The 24,589-nt window shown below is 44.1% G+C and carries 34 protein-coding genes, 1 tRNA gene and 1 pseudogene; 14 read left to right on the plus strand and 22 right to left on the minus strand.

Annotated features, from left to right (window positions below; all coding sequences use genetic code 11):
• Positions 1-10 precede the first annotated feature (10 nt).
• The 22 genes and pseudogenes from rplF to JMX50_RS10330 form a co-directional block, all read right to left on the minus strand.
• Positions 11-544, minus strand: coding sequence for a 50S ribosomal protein L6 (rplF, locus tag JMX50_RS10225; RefSeq protein WP_183621140.1), 534 nt, complete (start codon positions 542-544; stop codon positions 11-13).
• Positions 545-768: 224 nt separating this feature from the next.
• The gene (gene rpsH, locus JMX50_RS10230) at positions 769-1,167 is read right to left on the minus strand and encodes a 30S ribosomal protein S8 (protein WP_201629444.1); all 399 of its coding nucleotides are present in this window, start codon (positions 1,165-1,167) and stop codon (positions 769-771) included.
• 11 nt (positions 1,168-1,178) lie between these two features.
• Positions 1,179-1,484 (minus strand): 30S ribosomal protein S14, encoded by a 306-nt coding sequence (gene rpsN, locus JMX50_RS10235; protein WP_011279798.1) that lies wholly within the window; start codon positions 1,482-1,484, stop codon positions 1,179-1,181.
• A gap of 12 nt (positions 1,485-1,496) precedes the next feature.
• Complete coding sequence (gene rplE, locus JMX50_RS10240; RefSeq protein ID WP_102077550.1) at positions 1,497-2,033, minus strand: 50S ribosomal protein L5; 537 nt, start codon at positions 2,031-2,033, stop codon at positions 1,497-1,499.
• Positions 2,034-2,054: 21 nt separating this feature from the next.
• Entirely contained in the window at positions 2,055-2,372 is a 318-nt protein-coding gene (gene rplX, locus JMX50_RS10245; RefSeq protein ID WP_011279796.1) for a 50S ribosomal protein L24, read from the minus strand.
• An 8-nt stretch (positions 2,373-2,380) separates the two neighbouring features.
• A complete protein-coding gene (rplN, locus tag JMX50_RS10250) occupies positions 2,381-2,749 on the minus strand; it encodes a 50S ribosomal protein L14 (RefSeq protein ID WP_010196702.1) in 369 nt (122 codons plus the stop codon).
• 181 nt (positions 2,750-2,930) lie between these two features.
• Positions 2,931-3,206, minus strand: a complete 276-nt coding sequence (gene rpsQ / locus JMX50_RS10255; protein ID WP_201562651.1) for a 30S ribosomal protein S17 — start codon at positions 3,204-3,206, stop codon at positions 2,931-2,933.
• Positions 3,203-3,400: a 50S ribosomal protein L29 gene (gene rpmC / locus JMX50_RS10260; protein WP_011279794.1), complete on the minus strand. Its 198-nt coding sequence runs from the start codon at positions 3,398-3,400 to the stop codon at positions 3,203-3,205. Before rpmC ends, rpsQ begins: the two co-directional genes overlap by 4 nt.
• Complete coding sequence (gene rplP, locus JMX50_RS10265) at positions 3,400-3,813, minus strand: 50S ribosomal protein L16 (RefSeq protein ID WP_183621137.1); 414 nt, start codon at positions 3,811-3,813, stop codon at positions 3,400-3,402. Before rplP ends, rpmC begins: the two co-directional genes overlap by 1 nt.
• A pseudogene (gene rpsC / locus JMX50_RS10270) lies at positions 3,753-4,545 on the minus strand (30S ribosomal protein S3). The gene rplP and the pseudogene rpsC overlap by 61 nt, the downstream one beginning before the upstream one ends.
• Positions 4,546-4,548: 3 nt before the next feature.
• Positions 4,549-4,878: a 50S ribosomal protein L22 gene (gene rplV / locus JMX50_RS10275; protein ID WP_068408473.1), complete on the minus strand. Its 330-nt coding sequence runs from the start codon at positions 4,876-4,878 to the stop codon at positions 4,549-4,551.
• Between the two features lie 10 nt (positions 4,879-4,888).
• Entirely contained in the window at positions 4,889-5,164 is a 276-nt protein-coding gene (gene rpsS, locus JMX50_RS10280) for a 30S ribosomal protein S19 (protein WP_021813372.1), read from the minus strand.
• A gap of 12 nt (positions 5,165-5,176) precedes the next feature.
• Complete coding sequence (rplB, locus tag JMX50_RS10285; protein ID WP_149490928.1) at positions 5,177-6,004, minus strand: 50S ribosomal protein L2; 828 nt, start codon at positions 6,002-6,004, stop codon at positions 5,177-5,179.
• A gap of 11 nt (positions 6,005-6,015) precedes the next feature.
• Positions 6,016-6,366, minus strand: a complete 351-nt coding sequence (rplW, locus tag JMX50_RS10290) for a 50S ribosomal protein L23 (RefSeq protein WP_183621135.1) — start codon at positions 6,364-6,366, stop codon at positions 6,016-6,018.
• On the minus strand, positions 6,363-6,965 hold the full coding sequence (gene rplD, locus JMX50_RS10295) for a 50S ribosomal protein L4 (protein WP_149490930.1): 603 nt from the start codon (positions 6,963-6,965) through the stop codon (positions 6,363-6,365). Before rplD ends, rplW begins: the two co-directional genes overlap by 4 nt.
• A 14-nt stretch (positions 6,966-6,979) precedes the next feature.
• Entirely contained in the window at positions 6,980-7,618 is a 639-nt protein-coding gene (gene rplC / locus JMX50_RS10300) for a 50S ribosomal protein L3 (protein ID WP_201562653.1), read from the minus strand.
• 48 nt (positions 7,619-7,666) lie between these two features.
• The gene (rpsJ, locus tag JMX50_RS10305) at positions 7,667-7,978 is read right to left on the minus strand and encodes a 30S ribosomal protein S10 (protein WP_010196670.1); all 312 of its coding nucleotides are present in this window, start codon (positions 7,976-7,978) and stop codon (positions 7,667-7,669) included.
• A gap of 434 nt (positions 7,979-8,412) precedes the next feature.
• The gene (locus JMX50_RS10310; RefSeq protein WP_201629445.1) at positions 8,413-10,005 is read right to left on the minus strand and encodes an Rne/Rng family ribonuclease; all 1,593 of its coding nucleotides are present in this window, start codon (positions 10,003-10,005) and stop codon (positions 8,413-8,415) included.
• A 119-nt stretch (positions 10,006-10,124) separates the two neighbouring features.
• Positions 10,125-10,874 (minus strand): Maf family protein, encoded by a 750-nt coding sequence (locus JMX50_RS10315; RefSeq protein ID WP_201629446.1) that lies wholly within the window; start codon positions 10,872-10,874, stop codon positions 10,125-10,127.
• 235 nt (positions 10,875-11,109) lie between these two features.
• The gene (mreD, locus tag JMX50_RS10320; protein ID WP_201619945.1) at positions 11,110-11,595 is read right to left on the minus strand and encodes a rod shape-determining protein MreD; all 486 of its coding nucleotides are present in this window, start codon (positions 11,593-11,595) and stop codon (positions 11,110-11,112) included.
• A 172-nt stretch (positions 11,596-11,767) separates the two neighbouring features.
• Complete coding sequence (gene mreC / locus JMX50_RS10325) at positions 11,768-12,628, minus strand: rod shape-determining protein MreC (protein ID WP_201624051.1); 861 nt, start codon at positions 12,626-12,628, stop codon at positions 11,768-11,770.
• Positions 12,629-13,192: 564 nt separating this feature from the next.
• Positions 13,193-14,221 carry a rod shape-determining protein gene (locus tag JMX50_RS10330; RefSeq protein WP_227670493.1) on the minus strand — a complete coding sequence of 343 codons (1,029 nt, stop codon included), beginning with the start codon at positions 14,219-14,221 and terminating at the stop codon, positions 13,193-13,195.
• A gap of 949 nt (positions 14,222-15,170) precedes the next feature.
• Between JMX50_RS10330 and gatC the strand changes: the two genes are divergently transcribed.
• The 14 genes from gatC to JMX50_RS10400 all read left to right on the plus strand — a co-directional run bounded on the left by gatC (position 15,171) and on the right by JMX50_RS10400 (position 24,483).
• Positions 15,171-15,485, plus strand: coding sequence for an Asp-tRNA(Asn)/Glu-tRNA(Gln) amidotransferase subunit GatC (gatC, locus tag JMX50_RS10335; RefSeq protein ID WP_183621128.1), 315 nt, complete (start codon positions 15,171-15,173; stop codon positions 15,483-15,485).
• Positions 15,486-15,554: 69 nt separating this feature from the next.
• Entirely contained in the window at positions 15,555-17,057 is a 1,503-nt protein-coding gene (gene gatA, locus JMX50_RS10340; RefSeq protein ID WP_201562663.1) for an Asp-tRNA(Asn)/Glu-tRNA(Gln) amidotransferase subunit GatA, read from the plus strand.
• Complete coding sequence (gatB, locus tag JMX50_RS10345) at positions 17,057-18,583, plus strand: Asp-tRNA(Asn)/Glu-tRNA(Gln) amidotransferase subunit GatB (protein WP_201562664.1); 1,527 nt, start codon at positions 17,057-17,059, stop codon at positions 18,581-18,583. The genes gatA and gatB overlap by 1 nt, the downstream gene beginning before the upstream one ends.
• Positions 18,584-18,697: 114 nt before the next feature.
• Positions 18,698-18,774 (plus strand) — tRNA-Pro (locus JMX50_RS10350).
• A 163-nt stretch (positions 18,775-18,937) separates the two neighbouring features.
• Positions 18,938-20,179, plus strand: coding sequence for a tyrosine-type recombinase/integrase (locus JMX50_RS10355; protein ID WP_201629447.1), 1,242 nt, complete (start codon positions 18,938-18,940; stop codon positions 20,177-20,179).
• Between the two features lie 59 nt (positions 20,180-20,238).
• The gene (locus JMX50_RS10360) at positions 20,239-20,538 is read left to right on the plus strand and encodes a type II toxin-antitoxin system HicA family toxin (protein ID WP_201629448.1); all 300 of its coding nucleotides are present in this window, start codon (positions 20,239-20,241) and stop codon (positions 20,536-20,538) included.
• 2 nt (positions 20,539-20,540) lie between these two features.
• Entirely contained in the window at positions 20,541-20,888 is a 348-nt protein-coding gene (locus JMX50_RS10365) for a type II toxin-antitoxin system HicB family antitoxin (protein WP_201629449.1), read from the plus strand.
• A gap of 112 nt (positions 20,889-21,000) precedes the next feature.
• A complete protein-coding gene (locus tag JMX50_RS10370; RefSeq protein WP_201629450.1) occupies positions 21,001-22,134 on the plus strand; it encodes a hypothetical protein in 1,134 nt (377 codons plus the stop codon).
• A gap of 122 nt (positions 22,135-22,256) precedes the next feature.
• On the plus strand, positions 22,257-22,553 hold the full coding sequence (locus tag JMX50_RS10375; protein ID WP_227671023.1) for a helix-turn-helix transcriptional regulator: 297 nt from the start codon (positions 22,257-22,259) through the stop codon (positions 22,551-22,553).
• 4 nt (positions 22,554-22,557) lie between these two features.
• Positions 22,558-22,845 carry a helix-turn-helix domain-containing protein gene (locus JMX50_RS10380; protein WP_201629451.1) on the plus strand — a complete coding sequence of 96 codons (288 nt, stop codon included), beginning with the start codon at positions 22,558-22,560 and terminating at the stop codon, positions 22,843-22,845.
• The gene (locus JMX50_RS10385) at positions 22,846-23,121 is read left to right on the plus strand and encodes a hypothetical protein (protein ID WP_201629452.1); all 276 of its coding nucleotides are present in this window, start codon (positions 22,846-22,848) and stop codon (positions 23,119-23,121) included.
• Positions 23,114-23,389 carry a hypothetical protein gene (locus JMX50_RS10390; protein ID WP_201629453.1) on the plus strand — a complete coding sequence of 92 codons (276 nt, stop codon included), beginning with the start codon at positions 23,114-23,116 and terminating at the stop codon, positions 23,387-23,389. Before JMX50_RS10385 ends, JMX50_RS10390 begins: the two co-directional genes overlap by 8 nt.
• Positions 23,376-23,912, plus strand: coding sequence for a hypothetical protein (locus JMX50_RS10395; protein WP_201629454.1), 537 nt, complete (start codon positions 23,376-23,378; stop codon positions 23,910-23,912). Before JMX50_RS10390 ends, JMX50_RS10395 begins: the two co-directional genes overlap by 14 nt.
• On the plus strand, positions 23,905-24,483 hold the full coding sequence (locus tag JMX50_RS10400; RefSeq protein WP_201629455.1) for a hypothetical protein: 579 nt from the start codon (positions 23,905-23,907) through the stop codon (positions 24,481-24,483). Before JMX50_RS10395 ends, JMX50_RS10400 begins: the two co-directional genes overlap by 8 nt.
• Positions 24,484-24,589: the final 106 nt, after the last annotated feature.

Here is a 24,589-nt window from a genome sequence, read left to right on the forward strand (position 1 = left end):
TCAACTCACCTTATTTTTTCTTGGCTTCTTTGCGAATCACATGCTCGTCACTATAACGAATACCTTTACCTTTGTAAGGCTCTGGTGGGCGGAAAGCGCGGATATTAGCCGCTGCTTGACCAAGCTGCTGCTTATTGTTTGATTTCAAAACAATTTCAGTTTGCGTTGGTGTTTCAGCCGATACACCTTCAGGTAACGTATATTCTACTGGATGTGAGTAACCAACGTTTAGCGTTACTTTATTACCAGTAGCTTGAGCACGATAACCAACACCAATTAGTTGAAGACGTCTTTCGAAGCCTTCATTAACGCCTGTAACATAGTTGTTAAGCAGAGCGCGCATGGTGCCAGTGTGCATCATGGCTTCTTTTGAATCGACTGTAGGTGAGAAAATGATTGCATCATCTTCCTGTTTCAGCTCGACCAAATCATGCAGGCGTAAAGACAAATTGCCGTTCTTGCCTTTAACTTCGACCTGCCGATCGTTCAAAGTAACGCTTACGCCGTTTGGCAGCGTCACTGGGGCTTTAGCCACACGAGACATAGGAATATTCCTTAAAAAATTAACTTCTTTATATTAGCGAAAAAACTAACAGGCTAAAAAGCCTGCTAGTTTAGCATAATTGTTCCCAATAAACATCATTCAATTTTATCAATATCAAATGCTTAGCGTTCTTTGAGCTTCGTTAATTCTATGCAGAGTTATCAGCAGCTCAAAGGGGTTCAAGTAGACTTTATCGTCTCATTACCCATAGCAATAATTGCTAATTAGGCAACGAATGCAACGACTTCACCACCGATACCAGCAGCGCGTGCAGCACGATCGCTCATGATACCTTGGCTAGTTGATACGATAGCAACACCCATACCTTGTTTAACAGTAGGGATAGCGTCTTTACCGCGATGCTGGCGTAAACCAGGACGGCTAAAACGTTGAATCGTTTCGATAACAGCTTTACCTTCGAAGTATTTCAATTCGATAGATAAAGTTGCTTTGTTGTTTTCTTCTTCAGTAACAACAGCGCTAGCTACATAACCTTCACTAACCAATAAGTCAGCGATTGATTTACGTAGTTTAGAGCTCGGCATTGCTACCGATACTTTATTGGCCATTTGTGCGTTACGAATACGGGTTAGCATATCCCCAACGGTATCTTGCATACTCATATAGTTACTCCTTACCAGCTTGCTTTACGAACACCAGGCACATCGCCTTGCATGACACGCTCACGCAGCATATTGCGTGATAAGCCAAACTTGCGGAAGTAACCGTGAGGACGACCTGTGATAGCACAACGATTGCGCAGACGTACTGGTGATGCGTTACGTGGTAGAGCTTGTAGCTCTAACATCGCTTCCATACGAGTTTCGTCACTTGCAGTCATATCACTGATAGTTTCTTTTAGCTTGATACGCTTGTCAGCGTACTTAGCAACCATTTTTTCGCGCTTTAATTCGCGGTTAATCATGCTCTTCTTTGCCATAACGTCTTTACCTTATTTAAATGGGAAGCCGAATGCTTTAAGCAACGCACGACCTTCTTCATCAGTACCAGCTGACGTGGTGATTGTCACATCCATACCGCGGATACGATCAATCTTGTCAAAGTCTACTTCTGGGAATACGATTTGTTCTTTGATACCCAATGAGTAGTTACCACGTCCGTCAAAGGCTTTAGGTGAAAAACCGCGGAAATCACGAATACGAGGAATTGCAATGGCAATGAGACGATCTAAAAATTCGTACATTTGCTCACCGCGTAGCGTTACTTTACAGCCAATTGGCCATTCTTCACGAATTTTAAAGCCAGCAACTGATTTACGCGCTTTGGTGACGACAGGTTTTTGACCAGCGATAGCGGTCATATCAGCTACTGCACCTTCAAGCAATTTCTTGTCTTGAGACGCGCCGCCTACACCCATATTTAGTGTGATTTTAGTGATTTTAGGCACTTGCATCACGTTCGCCAAACCAAGTTCTTCTTTGATTTGCTGCTTTAATTCTTCGTTATATAAAGATTTTAATCTTGCCATTACCATTACACCCTTAGTGTCTTACGCAGTCGCCACTACTTCACCGTTCGAACGATAGACGCGTTGTTTCTTGCCGTCTTCGCCGAACTGATAAGTAATACGATCAGCTTTTTGGGTTTGCGCATTTAATATTGCGACATTTGAGATATGCAGAAAAGCTTCTTGCTTAAGAATGCCACCTTCAACGCCAGTTGCCTGATTTGGCTTCTGATGTTTAGTGACAATATTAATGCCTTCAACTTTAATACGATCATTTTTTACAGCTTGTACAGTACCTTGCTTGCCTTTGTCTTTCCCAGCAATCACGATAACTGTATCGCCTTTACGTAATTTTGACATGGATTACCTCACAATACTTCTGGTGCTAGTGATACAATTTTCATAAACTGATCACCACGTAGTTCACGAGTTACCGGTCCAAAAATACGAGTTGCAATCGGTGCTTTGTTTTGGTTCAACAATACCGCAGCATTGTCGTCAAAACGCAGAACAGAACCATCAGGACGACGAACGCCTTTTTTGGTACGTACAACTACAGCATTCATCACGTCGCCTTTTTTAACACGACCACGCGGAATGGCTTCTTTAACCGTTACTTTAATAATGTCGCCAACTGATGCATAACGACGATGAGAGCCACCCAGTACTTTAATGCACTGAACTCGTCTTGCACCGCTATTATCTGCAACTTCCAGCATCGATTCAACCTGAATCATAGCGTTACTCCACACGTATGAGCAATAAAAACCAGTTGCTGCCGCTAGCACAGTATGAGTAGTCGGCATTTTAATAATAATAACCGCTGCTACTCTTAATGTGAGTGATATACGCTCGGCGCAATCAGCATCCTTAAAAAGGCGGCTATTTTAACAGCTTCTGGCTTTTAATGCAATTTACTTAGATTTTTTCTACTTTTTCAACCACTTCAACCAAAGTCCAAGACTTGGTTTTTGAGATTGGACGCGTTTCTTTGATGCGGACAAGGTCGCCTTGTTGGCAAACGTTATTCTCATCATGAGCCTTGATTTTTGTAGAACGACGAAGCTGTTTGCCATACAAAGGATGACGAACCAGACGCTCAATCAAAACTGTGATGGACTTGTCCATCTTGTCGCTGACAACTCGTCCTGTCAATACGCTAGCATTGGTCGCTGTTTGATTGTTATCGCTCATGAGTCGCCTCGTTGTTTCTCGTTAATCAAAGTCTGAAGCTGAGCAATCGCACGACGATTGACACGCACTTCATGGGTATTCCCCAACTGACCAGTTGCTTTAGCCATACGAATACGGAAAGCATCAAGTTGCTTTTCATCAAGTAACTGGGTCAGTTCTTCTAATGATTTATCACGTAATTCACTGATCTTCATTACATTATCGTCCGCTTAACAATGGTAGTTTTAAAGGGCAGTTTTGCTGCAGCAAGCGTTAACGCTTCGCGAGCAAGGTCTTCTGAAACCCCTTCGATTTCATATAGCATTTTACCAGGTTTGACTTCGCATACCCAATATTCTACAGGACCTTTACCTTTACCCATACGTACTTCTAGTGGTTTATTGGTAATTGGTTTGTCTGGGAATACACGAATCCAAATCTTACCGCCACGCTTAATTTTACGAGTGATGGTACGACGTGCTGCTTCAATTTGACGGGCAGTCATACGACCACGAGTCAACGATTTTAGACCAATTTGTCCGAATGCAACGGTGCTTCCACGATGAGCTAGCCCAGTGTTACGACCTTTGTGCATTTTACGAAACTTGGTACGTTTTGGCTGTAACATAGTTTAACCTCTGTCTGTGTTTCGACGGTTTCCGTTTCCACGACCACGGCGTTTTGGCGCACGAGTCTGCTCTTCTTTGACGGGATTGTATACACTGTTCATGCCGTCAAGGATTTCGCCACGGAAAATCCAAACTTTTACACCGATAGTGCCGTAAGTTGTCTCTGCACGTACTGACGCGTAGTCAATATCAGCGCGGAGTGTATGCAATGGCACACGACCTTCACGGTACCATTCAGTACGAGCGATCTCAGCACCGCCAAGACGGCCAGACAACTCAACTTTAATACCTTTAGCACCAGAGCGCATGCTGTTCTGTACCGCGCGCTTCATCGCACGACGGAACATAACGCGACGCTCAAGTTGGCTGCCGATACCATCAGCGACCAAACGTGCATCAAGATCAGGTGAAGTGATTTCTTCAATGTTGACCTGAGCAGGTACGCCCATAATTTTGGTCAATTCTTTTTGAAGTCTTTCGATATCTTCGCCTTTCTTACCGATAACAATACCAGGACGCGCAGTGGCGATGGTAATCTTAGCAGCACCAGTAGGACGCTCAATCATGATATTGCTAATCATAGCATTATCTAGTTTTTTGCGTAGATACTCGCGGACTTGGATGTCGTTGATCAGGTATTCTGAGTATTGTTTAGGGTTAGCATACCAGTTTGCGTTATGCTTTTTGACAACACCAAGACGAATTCCGATTGGATGTACTTTTTGACCCATAACTTATTCTCCTACCTTTATAGTGATGTGACAAGTACGCTTACTGATACGATCAGCGCGACCTTTAGCACGTGGTAGGATACGTTTTAGCGTAATGCCTTCATCAACGTAGATGGTTGATACTTTAAGGGTATCAATATCTAAACCGTTGTTATGTTCGGCATTGGCGATGGCTGAGTCAAGACATTTCTTAACGAAGACAGCGCCTTTTTTATTACTATACGTTAGGATATCCAAAGCACGCTCGATAGATTTGCCACGAACTTCATCAGCAACGAGTCTAACTTTTTGTGCCGAAATGGCGGCACCGCGTAATTTTGCAGTTACTTCCATGGTAAGCACCTTATTTCTTAGCTTTTCTGTCAATGCCATGACCACGATACGTACGAGTCGGGGCAAATTCACCTAGTTTATGACCAACCATCTGTTCGCTCACGATAACCGGTACATGAGTACGGCCGTTGTGAACAGATAAGGTTAGGCCAACCATTTGTGGCAAAATCATCGAGCGGCGCGACCAAGTCTTAATTGGTTTGCGTGAGTTGGTGTCTAATGCATTCTCAACTTTGGCAAACAAGTGCGCGTCTATGAATGGACCTTTTTTCAATGAACGAGGCATGAAATTCTTCCTTTATTTCTTCTTGGCGCGGCGGCGGATGATCATACTGTCAGTACGCTTATTGTGACGCGTTTTAAGTCCTTTAGACTTCTGACCCCAAGGGCTGGTTGGATGGCGACCTTTGTTACGACCTTCACCACCACCATGTGGGTGATCAACCGGGTTCATAGCAACACCACGAACAGAAGGACGAACACCACGCCAACGTGAAGCACCGGCTTTACCAAGTGATTTCAAGTTGTTTTCAGTGTTAGAAACTTCACCGATAACGGCACGGCAGTTCACATGTACGCGGCGTGTTTCGCCAGAACGTAGACGTAGAATAGCATAAATACCGTCACGACCAAGTAATTGAACGCTGGCCCCCGCAGAACGAGCTAGCTGTGCACCTTTACCGATTTTAAGTTCGATATTGTGAATCACAGTACCCAATGGGATGTTTTTCAGCGGTAAACAGTTACCTGGACGGATTGGAGAGTTCTCTCCTGACATTACTGTATCACCAACTGCTTGTTTTTTAGCAGCAATGATATAGCGGCGTTCACCATCAGCGTACTTAAGTAAAGCAATGTGCGCAGTACGGTTAGGATCGTATTCAATACGCTCTACCGTGGCTGGGATATTGTCTTTAGTACGTTTGAAATCGATAATACGATAATGTTGCTTATGACCACCACCGATGTGACGAGTCGTGATGCGACCATTATTGTTACGACCACCTGACTTACTTTTTGATTCGAGAAGCGCTGCAAAAGGACGACCTTTGTAAAGGTGTGGATGCACCACTTTTTCAACAAAACGACGGCCTGGTGATGTTGGCTTTGCTTTTACGATAGGCATGAGTGTAATCCTTATTCGTTGTTCGCTGTTTCACTAGTAGAAGCAGTCGTTTTTGCGACGTCTTCACCAGCATCAGCCATTTGTACATCTTGACCAGCTTTTAAGGTAACGTAGGCTTTTTTATAGTCATTACGACGGCCGATATTCTTACCAAAACGCTTTGTCTTACCTTTAACATTCAAAGTGTTTACTTTTAAAACTTCAACGCCTTCGAACATCATCTCAACTGCTTTTTTGACTTCTAGCTTAGTAGCGTTAGAGTCAATTTTAAATACCTGCACACCAAGTGAATCGCCAAGCATTTGAGATTTCTCTGAGAATACAGGTCCTCTTAGGATCTGATAAAGTCTTGCGTTATTCATGCTAGTGCTTCCTCAAATTGTTTCGCAGCTTCAACTGACATGATTACTTTATCAAAAGCAATCAAGCTCACTGGATCCACTTCGTTTGTACCAAGTACATTGACGTGTGGAATGTTGCGAGCAGCTAAGTATAAGTTTTCGTCAACTTCTTTGGTGACGATTAGTGCACGAGGTGCGCCTAAGTCATTTAACTTTGCAATCAGCTCTTTGGTCTTAGGGCCAGAAACGCTTAGCTCTTCAACCAAAATTAGACGATCTTGACGAATCAATTCGGCTAGGATGCACTGCATCGCACCGCGATACATCTTACGGTTAACTTTTTGTGACCAATCTTGTGGTTTTGCAGCGAATGCACGACCACCAGAACGCCAGATTGGGCTACGAATAGAACCTGCACGAGCGCGACCAGTACCTTTTTGGCGCCATGGCTTAATGCCACCGCCAGAAACTTCGGCACGGGTTTTTTGAGCGCGTGTACCTTGACGAGCACCAGCAAGATATGCGGTGACGACTTGATGCACTAATGCTTCGTTGAATTCACGACCGAAAGCCGTATCAGAAAGCTCAACTGCCGCCCCTGTAACTGTTTTTAAATCCACGTTAATCCCCTTGCTTAGGCTTTGACTGACGGACGTACGATGACATCGCCACCGGTGGCACCTGGGATAGCACCCTTGATGACAAGTAACCCTTTTTCAACATCAACCGATATCACTTCTAGGCCCTGAACGGTAACACGTTTGTTACCCATCTGACCTGGCATTTTTTTGCCTTTGAAGACTTTACCTGGTGACTGGTTTTGACCAGTTGAACCAAGGGCACGGTGAGATACTGAGTTACCATGAGTGGCATCTTGCATGCTGAAGTTGTGACGCTTCACGCCGCCTTGAAAGCCTTTACCTTTACTCTGTCCTGTGACATCAACCATCTGACCTTGTTCGAACAAGTCAGCTAGGATCTCACCACCAATTTCACGACCTTCAAGATCGCTTTCATTGGCACGAAATTCCCAAACACCACGGCCAGCTGCAACACCAGCTTTAGCGAAGTGACCTTTTTGAGCTGCTGTTACGCGGCTGTCACGACGGGTGCCTGTGGTAACTTGGATGGCTTGATAGCCATCTACATCAGTATTTTTTACTTGAGTAATGCGGTTAGCACTGATCTCAACCACTGTTACAGGGATAGATGCGCCTGCTTCAGTGAAGACACGGGTCATGCCGCATTTTTTACCGACTAAACCGATCGCCATTTTAGACCTCTTTATATCTTATATTAATGGGTTGGGTGTTTATGTGCATTAACCCAAAGCAATTTGAACGTCAACACCCGCCGCCAAGTCAAGCTTCATTAGCGCATCCACAGTTTTGTCGGTAGGTTGAACGATGTCAACCATACGCTTATGAGTACGGATTTCGTACTGATCACGAGCGTCTTTGTTTACGTGTGGTGAAGTTAGAACGTTGAAGCGCTCAATGCGAGTCGGCAACGGTACAGGACCACAAACTTGCGCACCGGTGCGCTTTGCAGTATCAACAATCTCTTGTGCAGATTGATCAATCAGACGATGATCAAAAGACTTAAGACGGATACGGATTCTCTGGTTAGCCATGCCAGCAAGCTCCTAATATGTGCCTTTGTCATTCTTGCTTTGCAAGTAAATGAGCAAAAGCCGTTTGGTTAAATATTCACTTAAAGCGGCCTTCTGTTCTAAACCAGAATGAGTTCGTTAACGGAACTTATAGCGTACTAAAAGCAAAATAGTTTAAAGCCCCGCCGACCCTTCCATTATAGGATGTCAGCAAAGGCATAATGAAATAGTGCTAGAAACGATGCTCTAGCTGTCATAGCGCCAGCTGTTTGATTGGCTGCGCATATATAATTCAGTGGTGTGTATTATACATAATTTTTGACCCATTGCAAGGAGGTTATTTGCAATGATGTTAGATAGTAGTTGATATAAAACATTATTTGTAAAACACATTCCTACTATTTATAGCAAAATAACTTATTAAATATGTATTTGAGGCAGTTAACAATCACATTTTAATCTAGAACAATATCATACTGCTCTTGGGTATAAAGATTCTCAACATCAAAGGTAATTACCCGACCCAATAGGTATTCTAAATCTGCCACGGTGTCCGACTCTGAAGTCAGTAATAAATCTATCACGGCAGCATGGGCGACCACGGTAAATTTCTTTGGTGAGTTATAAGTGCGAGCACAGCGCATAATTTCACGGAAAATCTCAAAGCAGACGGTTTCAGCGGTTTTAACAAAGCCGCGACCTTGACAGGTTGAGCACGGCTCACAAAGCTGCTGACCGAGCGATTCGCGCGTACGTTTGCGCGTCATCTCAACCAAGCCAAGCTCACTGACTTGGGTGATTTTGGTTTTGGCATAGTCTTGTGTCAGCTGTGCTTGCAAACTCTCTAAAATATCGTCTTTATGCTGCTGCTCAAGCATATCAATAAAATCTAGAATAATAATACCACCTAGATTGCGCAGACGTAGCTGCCGTGCAATAGCATGGGTGGCTTCGAGATTGGTTTTATAAACGGTATCTTCTAACGAGCGCGCGCCAACGAATGAGCCGGTATTGACATCAATCGTGGTCATGGCTTCAGTCTGATCGATAATCAGATAGCCACCCGACTTTAAGTCAACCCGCCGTTTTAGGGCGTCGCGTAAGTCGTCTTCGACACGGTGCACATCAAACAGTGATTGCTCAGCGGTATAATGCACAATGCGGTCATAGACAAAGGGGACAAATTCTTTGGCAAAGTATCTAACTTGCTCATAAATTTGTTCATTATCAATCACCACTTTTTCGGTATCGGCATGTACCAAGTCACGAATCGAGCGCAGTGGCAGCGATAACTCTTGATAGATAAGCTCGGAGCTTTGATTGGGCTTCATTTCTTGGCGACGGGCACAAATAGTGCGCCACAGCTGCAATAAATAGTAAATATCTTCTTCAAGCTTATCGACAGGGACACGCTCAGCCGCCGTACGGGCAATCAGACCGCCTTTTAGATTGACCGTTTGCATCAGGCTAGCAAGTTCAGTTTTCAGCCGTGTGCGCTCTTCGTCGCCATCGATACGTTGCGAGATACCGATATGCTCACTTGATGGCAGGTACACTAAATAACGTGATGGTAGCGAGATATTGGTGGTTAGACGCGCACCCTTGCTACCGAGCTGGTCTTTGGTGACTTGTACTAAAATACGTTGGCTTTCGTGCAGACGATGCTGAATCAGAGTTTTTGTAACGGGGACGACTTCAGTGCTTTGCGCACTGACAACGGGCGGCGTGATTGCTAATTCATCAGTAGCAGCGTCTATAATAGTGCGTTCGTTATTGGTCGAGTCTTGGGATTTGTTTTTCTTTTCGGCGACTGGACGCGGTTCACGCTGCATATCATTGACATGTAAAAATGCGGTGCGCGATTGTCCAATATCAACAAAGGCTGCCTGCATACCAGGAAGCACACGTACCACCGTCCCTAGATAGATATTGCCGACCAAACCCAGTTTATGATGACGCTCAATATAAATCTCGCCTAAGACACCGTTATCCAACACGGCGACCCGAGATTCCATGGGACTAATATTAATCAGCAGCTCTTCGGACATAATATTTTCTCTTATCACTCAGCTTTCTTGTGAAGCGTTCATAGTTTGGTAGCCTCACAGTGTACCAAATGCACCTTGCGTTTGCCCATCACCCTACCGTGTCATTATGTGCATAAAGGTTAGCCATCTGCTTTTAGCGAATTGACAACCTTAGCTTTATCCTCTGGCATTTCTTTTAGTTGCATGTCATTTACTTGCATGTCATTTATTTGCATCTTGTTTATAAGCGCCAATGTCTGTGCCAGCGGCAAACCAACCACATTGGTATAGCTGCCATTAATACGGCTCACCCATGCTGCACCCAAACCCTGAATGCCGTAACCACCCGCTTTATCAGCAGGCTCGCCGCTGTCCCAGTAATTACTCATCATCTCTATGGTTAAAGGTATAAAGGTCACTTCGGTACGCTCAGTGATTCGTTGCTGATTCACGACTTGCAATACTGGCTTATGATTTGGATTGTTAGCCGCTTTAGAGGAGAATGCTACATGAGTTGCTTGCACCGCTGTCCAGACTTCATGGACATTATCAGACATCTGCTGCCACATGCGATAAGCGTCTTCACGATCAGCCGGTTTAACCAACACTGTCTTGCCGTCTGCTAAGACACCGATGGTATCAGCGGTTAAAATAATAATGGATTCGGGTAAATCAGCTTGTTTGTCGTTTAACTTTTTATTCAATGCTCTATTTAATTGTTCGACTGCTGCCTCTGCCTTAGTAGCGACCATACGTTCAATATACGCTTTGGGTGCTTCGTCAATATGAGGCGTTTCGTCAATATCGATGCTCATGACCGTAAAGTCCAGTTGCGCTCTGGTTAACAGCTCATGACGGCGCGGTGAGCCAGACGCTAAAATGAGTTTCATTGCTATTCTCTTATTTTATAAATTCATGACTTTTTATTGTTGCAGATTAGGGCGTGTCCTCAATTCAATCGATGGACATCTAAATGGGCTAAAAATGGCTAAATTTTGCCAAACCTCGTCAAATAGCTGGGTAATATCCCGATATTAACTGCACTATTTTCCTCGTTTGGCTACAATTTATCTCATTTTTATCACCATTTTTAAAATGAGGACACGCCCTAATAAGCATCTAAAATCAGCGCGCAAATTTGCGTAATATAAATAGCACCAATGGCCAACTTATAATACTCATCAATAAAGATAAGGCAGATTGGGCGACAAAGGTATCTTGGATATACATCTGTAGTATCCATAAAGTGACTTGAAAGATGACCAATCCTAGGCTGGCAATTAACCACGCACTGATGGTATTTAGCTGTCTGATATAGATGCTAGTGACTTTTATCACCAATGCCACCATCACGGCAGCAAAGGCTTGCTGACCTAAGTGTGTGTCCATCAACAAATCAGCGATGATGCCAATGGTAAAGGCGGCAAAAACCCCAACATAACGTGGTTGAAACAGTAACCAAAAAATCAGCACCATCATCATAACCATCGGGCGCAATGTTGCCATGCTCGGGCTTAACGGATAAACACTGAGCGAGGAGGCGACAATAAAGCTCAGGACAATCACGGCAAGCAACAGCCCAGTTGCATTATCAGAATCAGGATATGCCATGAATACTTACCTTTAGCGAGTGTTTAGCGGCTGCTATTTGACTATTAATCTAGCATTGAGGGGAATAACACGGCGGTTAACGGTTAATAATATCTTTGGATATCATTCATCCATCTATCCATACATGCACGCTATGGATTATGACAAGCTATGCATGCTTATGAATAAGCTATTAATTTTCACTGATGCCTGCATTGCGTTCATTGCTCAGCTTATCTTGTAGCACCAGCACGTAAGCATTGTCGATAAAGTTTGCCGCTGGCGTGACTTCAATACTTCTAAAGTTATCGGCTTGCGTATCTTCGACATGAGCAATGCGCCCAACCCGATAGCCTGCCGGTATACGCCCACCCAATCCCGATGACACCAGCTCATCACCGACGCGCACATCTGAGGTTTTAAAGACGTAATTAAGGCGTAAAGAGGTCGGTATGCCCTCACCGGTGACAATGGCGCGCTGTCCCGTACGCTTGACGGTCACGGCAACTGATTGCTGCTCATCGGTAATCAATAACAAGCGGCTGGTATTAGGATAGACATTAATAATCTGCCCTAAGATACCGTCTTCATCGATGACCGTTTGACCCACTTGCACGCCATCTTGCTCGCCTTTATTGAGCACCACGATTTGCCTGAGCAGATTGGTATCAGTACCAATCACTTGGGCCAAATTTAAATCAAACTGTTCGGGACGTGTCGTCGATAGGATACCTTGCAGGCGGGCGTTTTGTGCCAAGATATAATCTTGCTGCTGCAGCTTAGCTTGGGCATGGATAAGTTGCGATTTTAGCTGCATGTTTTCGCGGCGTAGCGCTTCTTTAGATTGCAGACTGCCACTTGACCAGTGTTTTGCATAGCTTGGCAATAACGACAGCTCATAAATGGGCTGCATGGCGGCATGGGTGGTCGTACGTATGGGATTGAACCATTCTGGATTTTTGCTATCAAACCACATCAATATCAGCGCCACTATCAATACAATAGCAGTCTTACGAAGCGCTAGCGGTTGGCGAGCAAAAATACTTGGAATCATAGTTGGTCTAATCTAGAGGTTTTAATGTGAGCAATAACGGCTACTTGACATAACAATAGCAAATATCAAGATATAAAATATGACCCTATCAAAATTTTGTACTTAGCATCTCGATATAGTAGAACTACTTTAAAATCGATACAATTTCAAAATCTATACCGTGCGACTGGGATGGATTTTTCGTAGCCTCTGTGATAACAGCAAACAAGGAAAATTTATACCAGTCGCACATAGCTATAACGTAGTGTTTTTATTTTAAACTAACTATAGCAATGCTAAAAATCAATGACCAAAATGACCAAGCAAGTAATATCTTGCTGCTATTTAATTTCAGCATGAATTTTGGCATGGATTAATGTTATTAAAGGCAACCTGATTGGCTACCTTTAATAGAATAAAACGAATAAGAAAAAACGGTTTTTATGATAAAGCGCCCACGCAATGTCATGCTAGCGTTCATCAAACAGAGCAAATATAGCCATGCCTGATTACTAACTATATAGGCAGTACGAAATAAACAGTACCAACTATATGAACAGCACCACCTATATAAGCATTACCGATTTAGACAAAAATCATATTAAGACTTTTGTTATTGATAAAATCAAGCGAAATACCACCGCCACGGCTGACGCAAGTTAATGGGTCTTCAGCAACAGTAACAGGTAGACCGGTTTCTTTTGAAATCAGCTTATCTAAACCTCTTAATAACGCACCGCCGCCCGTTAAGACAATACCGCGTTCTGCGATATCTGATGACAGCTCAGGTGGTGTTTGCTCAAGTGCGGTTTTTACTGCGCTGACGATACCACTTAATGGATCGCTAAGGGCTTTTTGCACCTCTTCAGAATTGACCGTAAAGGTCTTTGGCACGCCTTCTGCCATACTACGACCGCGAACTTCAACTTCTAGCTGGCTGTCTTCATTTAATGCCGAGCCAACTTCTTGTTTAATACGCTCAGCGGTGGTTTCTCCAATCACGCAACCGTGGGTACGGCGTACATGAGTGATAATCGCTTCATCAAACATATCGCCACCGATACGAATCGACTCCGCATAGACGCAACCTGACAAGGCGATAACAGCAATCTCAGTGGTACCACCACCGATATCAACGACCATCGAACCACTGGCTTCATGAACCGGCATGCCAGCACCAATCGCTGCCGCCATAGGCTCTTCTAGCAACAATACTTTGCTTGCGCCTGCTGATGAGACCGCTTCGCGAATCGCTTTACGTTCAACAAGGGTTGATTTGCAAGGAACACAAACCACCACGTTAGGCTGTGCCATAAAACGCTTGGCTCTTACCTTAGTGATAAAATGCTTGAGCATTTTTTGCGTCACTTCAAAATCCGCAATCACGCCGTCTTTTAACGGGCGAATCGCCGTAATATTGGCAGGCGTACGACCTAGCATTTGCTTGGCATCAATACCAACGGCAGCAACGGTAGGGTTCTGGGTACGATTACTTCGTAGCGCGACCACCGTAGGCTCGTCGAGCACCACGCCTTTACCAGGAATAAAAATAAGGGTGTTCGCAGTACCGAGGTCGATTGCGATATTATTTGATAAAAATCCAAACAGGTTCATGACTAATATATCCAGCGTCTTACAAATGAGGCGAATGAGGCGAACGAAATTGACTGAGGGTTTACTCGTCAGTGTTGAGCAGGTCGTCGTTAGACATGACCTGTGGCGAGAGTTTATCATCGCAACAAGTCAAACCGAAGCCATAATGATGAAATGCAAAAACTGAGCTAAATTATACCGATTTAGCTCAAAAAAAACACAGATATTTGCATCAGTACGCTAGGATTTTGCTCTTAAGCGCTAAAAGTTGTTACAAAGTTTGAAATGGCGGACAATACCACTCCATTATATGAAACATCATTTAATTCAATAACTAACAAGGCGCTACAGCCATGTGACATTTCTGCTGAGTGTTTTGCTTATTAATTTGCTTAGCAGTGGGTGCATACTGTAACGTATTTCATAACCAAATAGTGACTAATTGATAATCAATCCATAACTATCCGGTCAATTTTGCAATTAGGGCTGTTTTCTAAAGTCAGCCTATAGGCGATCCGCTATAAAATGAACACAGAGCTACTGGTATTCATTTTGCGCAGCCTCTGTCTGCGTAGGCACAGCAAGCAAGGAAAATGAATACCAGTAGCGCGTTATAATACTTGTACTTGTTTCATTTAAGATTGACTATATTAATAAAGACAGTTGCGCGCTTAGTAACAGCAAGGCTTAATAACAGCAGCGCCTCATAAAGCCAACGAGCAAAACATAAAAATGAATGCAGCATAAAGACCAATAAAGCATAGATAATAATGCAGCAATCAAAGCCCTGCTCTGTAATCTTGGCTGAGATGCTTTATAATAAGGACACTCTCTATAAAACATACAGATAGAGCTTGTGTTTTAATATTTTTTAACCTGTTTTAGTATGTTTTAACGATTATCTCTCTTAATACTGACCCATTTTAGTCATACCCTACTCTAATAAAAACTGTCCTTAACTGGAGAAATTATGTCACAGCCAACCCCAGCGACTGAAAATACTGTCAGCCGTCAAGAAATCTTAGAAGTTGCCCGCCTTGCGCGCTTAGGTGTTGATGAAGACACCGCCAGCAGCTACGCTGACGATATCACCAAAGTACTAAAGCTGATGCAAACGCTTGGTAATGTAGACACCACCGATATCAAACCCTTGTCAAACATTCATGAAGTTTGCCAAGATTTGCGCGCAGACGTCGCCAAACACGATATCAATCGCGAGCGCAATCAATCAATGGCGCCTGCTGTTGAAGCGGGTCTATACCTTGTGCCACAAGTGATTGAATAATTATTCTAATAATTTTTACCTTTATTTTATCCTATTTACTGCTACTCACATTTTGACGGACGACACCTTATGTCTGAACTTCACCTCTTAAGTACCCAGCAGCTTATTACGGGCTTGCAAGACAAACAATTTAGCAGCGCGGAATTAACTGAACATTATATAAAGCGCATCGACGCGCTCGACAGCAAGATTAACAGTTTTATCACTCATACCTCTGAAACCGCGCGCGCACAAGCACAAGCAGCAGATGAGATGCGTGCCCAAGGCGACAAGCGTCCGCTGCTTGGCGTACCAATGGCACATAAAGACATTTTTTGTACCCAAGGTGTATTGACGACTTGTGGCTCAAAAATGCTACATAACTTCATCTCACCTTATGATGCAACTATCGTCACCAATATCGATAAAGCGGGCATGATTAGCCTTGGTAAGCTCAATATGGATGAGTTTGCGATGGGCTCGGATAATGAGAGCTCGCATTATGGTGCGGTACACAATCCTTGGAATCTAAATCACGTCCCCGGTGGCTCATCAGGTGGTAGTGCTGCCGCCGTCGCCGCAGGCTTTGTGCCCGTTGCTACCGCTAGTGACACGGGTGGTTCTATTCGTCAGCCAGCGTCATTTTGTGGTTTAACCGGTATCAAGCCAACTTATGGTCGTATCTCGCGCTTCGGTATGATTGCCTACGCCTCAAGTCTTGACCAAGCAGGTAGCATGGGTCGTAGTGCCATGGACTGTGCTTATCTGCTACAACCGATGATTGGTCATGATCCACGCGATGCCACTTCTATCAAACATGATATGCCAGATTATGTCCAAGATTTGAATGCTGCGGTCACTGCCGCTGGTGATAACGCGAAGCCATTAGAAGGCTTACGTATTGGCGTGGCAAAAGAGTACTTTACGAGCGGACTAGATACGGAAGTCGAGCAAGCGGTACGTGCAGCGCTAAAGCAATACGAAGCGCTTGGTGCAACGATTGTAGAGGTCAATATTACTGACCCTGAGATTACCCTTGCGACTTATTATATGCTCGCACCAGCGGAAGCCTCATCGAACCTGTCACGTTTTGATGGCGTGCGTTTTGGTTATCGCTGTGAAAACCCAACCGACCTTCTCGACTTATACACGCGCTCACGCTCAGAAGGCTTTGGCCCTGAAGTACAACGTCGTATTTTGACCGGTACTTACGCGCTATCTGCTGGTTACTTTGATGCTTATTACACCAAGGCTCAAAAAGTACGTCGACTCATTGTCAAAGACTTCGAAGACGCTTTTGCTAACTGTGATGTCATCGCCAGTCCAACCGCGCCAACTGCTGCTTATAAGCTTGGTGAAGACCTCGACCCTGCAACGATGTATTTGGGTGACGTATATACCATCGGTGTTAACTTAGCCGGTTTACCTGCACTTAGTCAGCCTGTTGGTTTAACCTCAAACGGTTTGCCAATTGGTTTGCAATTGATTGGTCAGTATTGGCAAGAAAGCAAGTTGCTCTCTACCGCGCACCTATTCCAGCAGCATACCGACCACCATTTACAACACTCTACCATCGCGAAGGAGACGGTATAATGAACACAGCAACTACTACTGATAATGCCGCTCACCAAGAAATCGTCCGCAAAGAGCTGTTCGTCGATGGCTATGAAGTGGTCATCGGGATTGAGATTCACTGCCAACTTAATACTGAAAGTAAGATATTTTCCAGCGCACCGACTGACTTTGGTCATGAGCCAAACACCCAAGCCAGTATCGTCGATTTAGGTCTGCCGGGTGTCTTGCCCGTATTAAACAGTGGCGTCGTCGATCGCGCCTTAAAATTCGGCATTGGCGTCAATGCTGAGCTGGGTTTATTTAATACGTTTGATCGTAAAAACTACTTCTACCCTGATTTACCAAAAGGCTATCAAATTACCCAAATGGCCAATCCTATCGTTGGCAAGGGTTATATCGACGTGGTGGTCAATGAAGGCGAGAAAAACGAATACCCTAAACGTATGGGTATCACCCGCGCCCATTTAGAAGAAGATGCTGGAAAATCGGTGCATGATGCTGTCGATGGCATGACGGGCGTGGATTTGAACCGCGCTGGTACGCCATTAATCGAAATCGTCTCTGAGCCTGATATGCGCTCAGCTCATGAAGCCCTTGCTTATATCAAAGCCATTCACCAGCTGGTCACATGGCTTGGTATCTCTGATGCCATCATGGCAGAAGGCTCATTCCGCTGCGACTGTAACGTTTCTGTGCGCAAGCCAGGAAGCGAGCTTGGCACACGTACTGAGCTGAAAAACCTCAACTCGTTCCGCTTTATCGAGCGCGCTATCAACCGTGAAATCGAGCGCCAAATCGATATCATTGAGGACGGCGGTAAAGTCATCCAAGCGACGATGCTATACGATCCTGAGCGCGATGAAACCCGTACCATGCGTACCAAAGAAGACGCCAACGATTATCGCTACTTCCCTGACCCTGACTTGCTGCCTGTCCGTATCGAGCAGCATACCGTTGATAGCATTCGTGCAGCGATGCCTGAATTGCCTGTTGCCCGCCGTGCACGTTTTGAAGAGGCACTTGGTCTATCAGAATATGACGCTCGTATCCTAACCGGTAGCCGTCCGCTAGCCGATTATTTCGAAGATGTCGTCGCTGAGGTTGGACAACAAGATGCCAAAATGGCGGCTAACTGGGTCATGGGCGATCTGCTCGGTGCACTTAACAAAGATGATAAAGACATCATCGACTCGCCTATCAGTGCCAAGCAATTGGCTGGTATGCTAGCGCGTATTAAAGACGATACCTTATCTGGCAAATTGGCTAAGAAAGTCTTTAGTGCTCTCTATGAGCGTGAAGGCGGCGACGCTGATGACGCCGCTGATAAAATCATCGAAGAAAAAGGTCTTAAGCAGGAAACCGATACCGGCGCTATCAAAGCCATTGTTGAAGAGGTCATCGCGAAAAATCAAGCGATGGTCGACGAGTATCGCGGCGGTAAAGAAAAAGCCTTTAACGGTCTGGTCGGGCAAGTGATGAAAGCCAGCCGTGGTAGTGCCAATCCACAACAAGTAAACCAAATCCTAAAAGAGCTATTGGGTTAAGGTTAACTGCTCATTGGTTATGCTGACTATGATAAGTAAAATGCGACTGTAGATTTTGGCTAAAATAAATAGCCCTTGCAATATGCATAATTTTGCGTAAAATAGTCAGTCATTCGGGGCGTAGCGCAGTCTGGTAGCGCACTACACTGGGGGTGTAGTGGTCGCAGGTTCAAATCCTGCCGTTCCGACCAAACACAATATTAGGGCATACCGTCATTGACCGTATGCCCTTTATTTTGGGCGTTTTTCAGGTATTGAGCGTTATATAGGTGTATGGCGTTCCATATAGAATGTTGGTATTATTGTTGGTATTGAGCAGTACCAACATGGACAATACCAACAAAGGATAACCCCATGCCCCTAACCCATACAGGTATCAACAAGCTACAGCCTAGTAGCACCTCGATTGAAACAAAACGACCTGATAAACACAGTGATGGTAACGGGCTGCAATTATGGGTGCGTTATACGGGCGTTAAGTCATGGATTAGCGCCTACAGGTGGCAAGGCAAACAGCAAACCCTCACTATTGGCACTTATCCAGTAATGAGCCTACAAAATGCACGCCAGCGCAATATTGAGATTAAAAGGCTTATAGCTGATGGCATCAACCCTAAAGACGATAAGAAAAAGACACAAGCAGATAATGATGGTTCAAGGGCGTTCGATACCATAGCCCAGCGGTGGCATGATGACCGTAAGGCGCACATTGCCGCTACCACCTATAGCCGTGATTACTCACAATACCAGCGCGATATTAAGCCCGTCATTGGACACATGAACATAGAGGACATAACCGCGCCTGATGTTTTGGCTATCGGTAAAGCTATCGAAGCAAGGGGCGCTAGTGATATGGCAAGGCGTGCAATGCGTCAAACAGGGCAAATCTTTAAGCAAGCAATCCGTGAGGGCTTAACCAACCTCAACCCAGCCAACGACCTAACCGAAGCCTTAAAGCCCCATAAGGTGAAGCACCATAGCCGTATCACCAGCCAGCAATTACCAAAGCTACTACAAGATATTAACGCCTATGAGGGTGACCTACTGGTGAAGCTAGGCTTGTGGTTTATGTGCTATACGTTTGTGAGAACGCAAGAATTGCGCTTTATGGAATGGAGCGAGATAGACTACAAAGCTAAGTTATGGCGCATACCAGCCGACAAAATGAAAATGGACAGACCACACCTAGTACCGCTTGCCCCTCAAACAATAGCAATCTTAGAGCAAATCAAGGCGCTAGGCTTTTCGGACAAGTATGTTTTCTTTAATACCTCAACCCGTAAGCCATACAGTACAAACGCTTTTATCACTGCCCTATGGCGCATGGGTTATAAGGGCAGAATGACAGGGCACGGCTTTAGAGGACTTGCCAGCACTACCCTACACGAACAGGAATACATGCACGAAGCGATAGAGCTACAGCTGGCACATGAGAAAGAGAACAAAATAAGTAAAGCCTATAACGGGGCGCAGCATTTACCCTATAGAACCAAGATGATGAATGAATGGGCAAACTTCATTGATGATGCTTACGCTGGCAAGATTGATAACTTAATACGTGCAGACTTTAAACAACAAGCACAAAAGCATGGCTAGATAACTATTGTTAGTACCACTATATGATACTATAATGACCGTAGAGCTAAGGAAATAACATGCAGCGTAAGCACCTAAAGACACTTAATATTATTTTTACTAAGCCTATATCAGCAAACATAAAATGGGCAGACATTGAAGCCCTATTTATAGCATTAGGTGCAGATGTTAGCGAACGGGCAGGTTCAAGAATAGCGGTAGTGTTAGATGGTGAAGTACAAGTTTACCACCGACCACACCCCCAGCCCACAACAGATAAGGGCGCAGTCGCTAGCGTTCGTAAATGGCTAGATAGTTTAGGGTATAGCCCTATTGATGAAGCCAAAGACACTGCCCCCGTAACTAATAATAAGGAATAATCATGCAAAACATTATGATGATTAATGACCATAAAGCCATCATTCAATACGACCCTGAATTAGATTTATTTCGTGGGGAGTTTGTAGGGTTAAATGGTGGGGCAGACTTTTATGGTGACAGCATTGCCGCTTTAGAAAATGAGGGTAAGCAGTCACTACAAACCTTTTTGGACGTTTGCCAAGAACAAGGCATTGACCCCTATAAGAGCTTTTCAGGTAAGTTTATGACCCGTTTACCAAGTGAGCTACACGAGCAAGTAACCACGATTGCTACTAGCCACGGTATGAGCCTAAACCAATGGATAACAGACACACTTGCCAATGCTGTCAATGATGAGGGCATGGCTTAGCTGTAACGACTATGCAAGGCTAGGACTAATTACCCGAACGACAGCTATTTACACACCCTTATGCTGTCACTGCCTTGCACCTATTTTGATTAAAGGGTGTAGGGGTGTGAATGTGAGTTTTTTTGAACAGCAAGAACAGCGAATGAATAAGCAGTTTATATCAATTCTTGATAGTGCTTATTTTGTATCGGAACATGGCAAAGGTACTTTACAACAAGCCTTTGACCTTATAGTAGGTTCACTTTTAAGACAGCAGACTTACTTACTACTCATCACCCCTACTTCAGTTAAAGCTGTCTATGTATGCAGTAGTAATGAGCATTCACAGTACGAGCCTTTTATTACTTTTGAGTCTATCGCGTATGAGTTGAAAGCGTGTCTTGACTGTGGAAATATTGGAATAGGCAACCCTATATATAAGTTAGGGTTCGCTAAAAAAAGATTTGTAGAGCAGCTAGTTAATATAGGTATGCAGCTAGACGAACAGATAATATTTAATACCGAATCACCCGATATAACACACGCTGAACATGATAATGACAGTGATGAACTGGCTTTTTATCAAGGACTACCCAAAGAATACGACACCCTAAGAGCTGAAAACGAAAAGATTAAAGCCCAATATCAAGAACTATTTAATAAGAAAGGACAACCTGAAGCTTTTTACAATATCCAAAAAACGCTATATGAAGGTGATAGACAACGGCTGACCGAATGTAAAGATAAGTTAGATAAGTTATCAATAAATAATAAATATCTTGAGTCAGAACGTGACCACTATAAACGCAATTTTGAAAGCACAAAGAAAAGCACAGCTTTAATTCAACAGATAGCAGAAAAAAGAATATCGGAGCTAGAAAGCCAATTAGCAAAAGCCAAAACTGAACTAGCAGCCAAGCCAGCTGATAGCATTACACAGTCAAACACTGACATTTACAATATAAAGAAAGAGGCTATCAAGCAGTTTAATAGAAGCCTTGCTGCTGTATTGATTGAATTAGACTACAAAGGCAAGTTAAGAAAAGGCGATATAGCTAACTATATAGTGCCATACATGAAAGAATTAGCGTTTGTGCTAGCTGATGAACAGCAAGATAAAGCCAATAATTTAACGGTAACATATGACACCTTGTACGATAATCACTTAAAAAACTTAGGTTTTAAACAGGGCAGACAAAGCGATGATGAAAAGCAAAAAGTAAATATTGACCTTTTGTTCAAAAAACAATTACCTATCACGGAATAAACACCCCGTTAAATACCTTTTACAGCCCGTAAGCCCTCTATTTAGAGGGTTTTTTGTTGTCTATTCTATCCATATCGCAGCACACCGCAGCGGTGCAAATCATACGATATGGAGCAGTTAAAATGACACAGCAACAAGCCACCCAAAACGCACCAGTTATTCCCTTTACTGGTGACACCTCGAACGACACTGAACCAACCACCGCAAACAATCAAGCTATGCAACTGCCTACTACTGGCATGGGCAGAGCAAAGGACATTTTGCCGTTCCTACCTTTTAGCAAAACCACCTTGTTTGAATGGTCAAAAGATGGACGTTTCCCAGCTGGCAAGAAGCTAAGCCCTACCATGACAGCATGGAGCTATGCAGACGTTCACGAATGGCTTAATTCTCACACCTCAACCACTAGCGAGGTATAGAGCCATGACTACTACAGCCACCGCTACCGCCCCAGTGACAAACGAGCAAGCACCTAAAACCCAAATAGAGATTGTTAGAGCGCACCTGATGACAGGGGCAACAATCACCACATGGGACGCTTACCGCCTTTACCAAATCACATGCCTAGCCCAGCGCATACATGACTTACGAACGGCTGGATTAACCATTCAAAGTGAAATGGTCAAACATAACAATAAGTGGTTTTCTGTTTATTGGCTTGATGAAGCAACATTACTTGAAAGCGAACTATCTAACAGTGAGGTGAATTAAATGAGCCAATCAAACGACATATTAGAGCCGCGCCCAGTGGCAGTAGATAGCTATTATCTGTCTGTCATTAATGACCGCATACAAGACCTATCAAACGATAGCGAACACCTATCAATGGCGCTTAGTGCTATCAAGACCGATGATGACGCAAGCAAGGGCGTGATAGTGGCAGTTAAAAGCGCCTTACTCGCTAATAGTGAACTAGCAACCATCTTAAGCGAGATGATGGACGGGCTTATATTACTGCCTGAACTGGGGGCAACAGACCATGAGTGATAACGACTTTATAACTCAAGTCATGGACGGGCTAAAAGAACAGGGCGTGCTGATGATGCCTGATGGCTTTATCGACCAGCTAATCATTACCTTGCACGCCAATGTGACCATCATTAACACCATGACCCAATTAGCAGAAATAGAAGTAAAAATGTTAGGCAGCTTGTTACCGACAGGCAGCCGACAAGTGGAGTCATTAAAAGAGCTATCGAAAAATATAGCAGAAATCGCCTTTAACGTGGAGGACGTAAGAAATGACCAACGATAACAAAACCAATCTAAAAGCCGACCACGGGGCACACAATCGCACACAGCCACATAAGCGCGGCTTACTACTTAGCTTTATCATATTCATGGCATGGGTGGCAGGTATTGGCTTACTACTGTCATTGGTAGCTTGCCAGCGCGTCAATGCAAAACAGATTGCAACCAATACCAACAATGGTTACTATATAGACCTCTCAAAAGAACACGCAAGCGGCAAGCCAAGCCGTTACTTATTGGCTTTTTTTATGCCTGATAATAGCGCAGCCTCTCAAGCTGTCACTATCTATTCAAGCATAGCCCCACAAGCGCACTTAAGCGCATCAAGGGGGCAAACCATCATATCTATAGCAAATCATTTGCTAACCGACTATGACGGGTTGACGCTGCAAAATAAAATAGCCGTAAGGCGAATATGCAGGGCGGTTGCTTGCGTGACCGAGAGTAAGACCCGTCACCCTATACTTTTATCGTATAGCGTGGCATTCACTCAAAAAACAACGCAAGGAGTTATCCATCATGGGTAAATCAATCCGTACGACCTCAAACACTCAAACCACTACCAACAGCACACCAGCCACATTCAAGGCAGGTGATAGCGTGCTATGCCCATCTGTGGGCAATGGCGCTTACAAGCTATTCAATGATAAAGAATATGATTGTTTAGGCTTTACCACCAACGGTAAAACATACCATTACTGCAATGACGGCAAGGTAAGCCGCGATGATGCCGCGCCGTTATTATTCCATGACACCAAAGCCAACCGCCAAGCAATAGCAACGCTATACAGTGGTAGCCAATCAAGCCAGCGCAAAGTAATAGACACCACCGAAGCAGACGATAAAGAAGTGATTTTAATATCTGCTTTTGATTTATCGGATATTGCTTGTGACATTGAAAGCGCGTCTATTGTAATAAGTGACATTGGTAGTCTGTTAGGACTTATTCACTACGAAAAAATAGAGCAACACACCGCTATATCAATGGCGCGATTGACGCATGACGCTACGGTAACGTGGTATGACCTATTACAAAATCAGGTAAATTCAATCAAAGAAACCCTAGCAATGACTCGCTACGGCAGGGAGGGTAAATAATGAAAACCTACCCACCAAAGCAAAGCCGTAAGCACGCCAAGCGCAAAAACTACTACAAGAAGTATAGAGAGCAGCGCAAGCCGAACCAGTCACAAGCAAGGGGGAC

Source organism: Psychrobacter maritimus (genome assembly GCF_904846345.1).
In the GTDB taxonomy this organism is placed as follows: domain Bacteria; phylum Pseudomonadota; class Gammaproteobacteria; order Pseudomonadales; family Moraxellaceae; genus Psychrobacter; species Psychrobacter maritimus.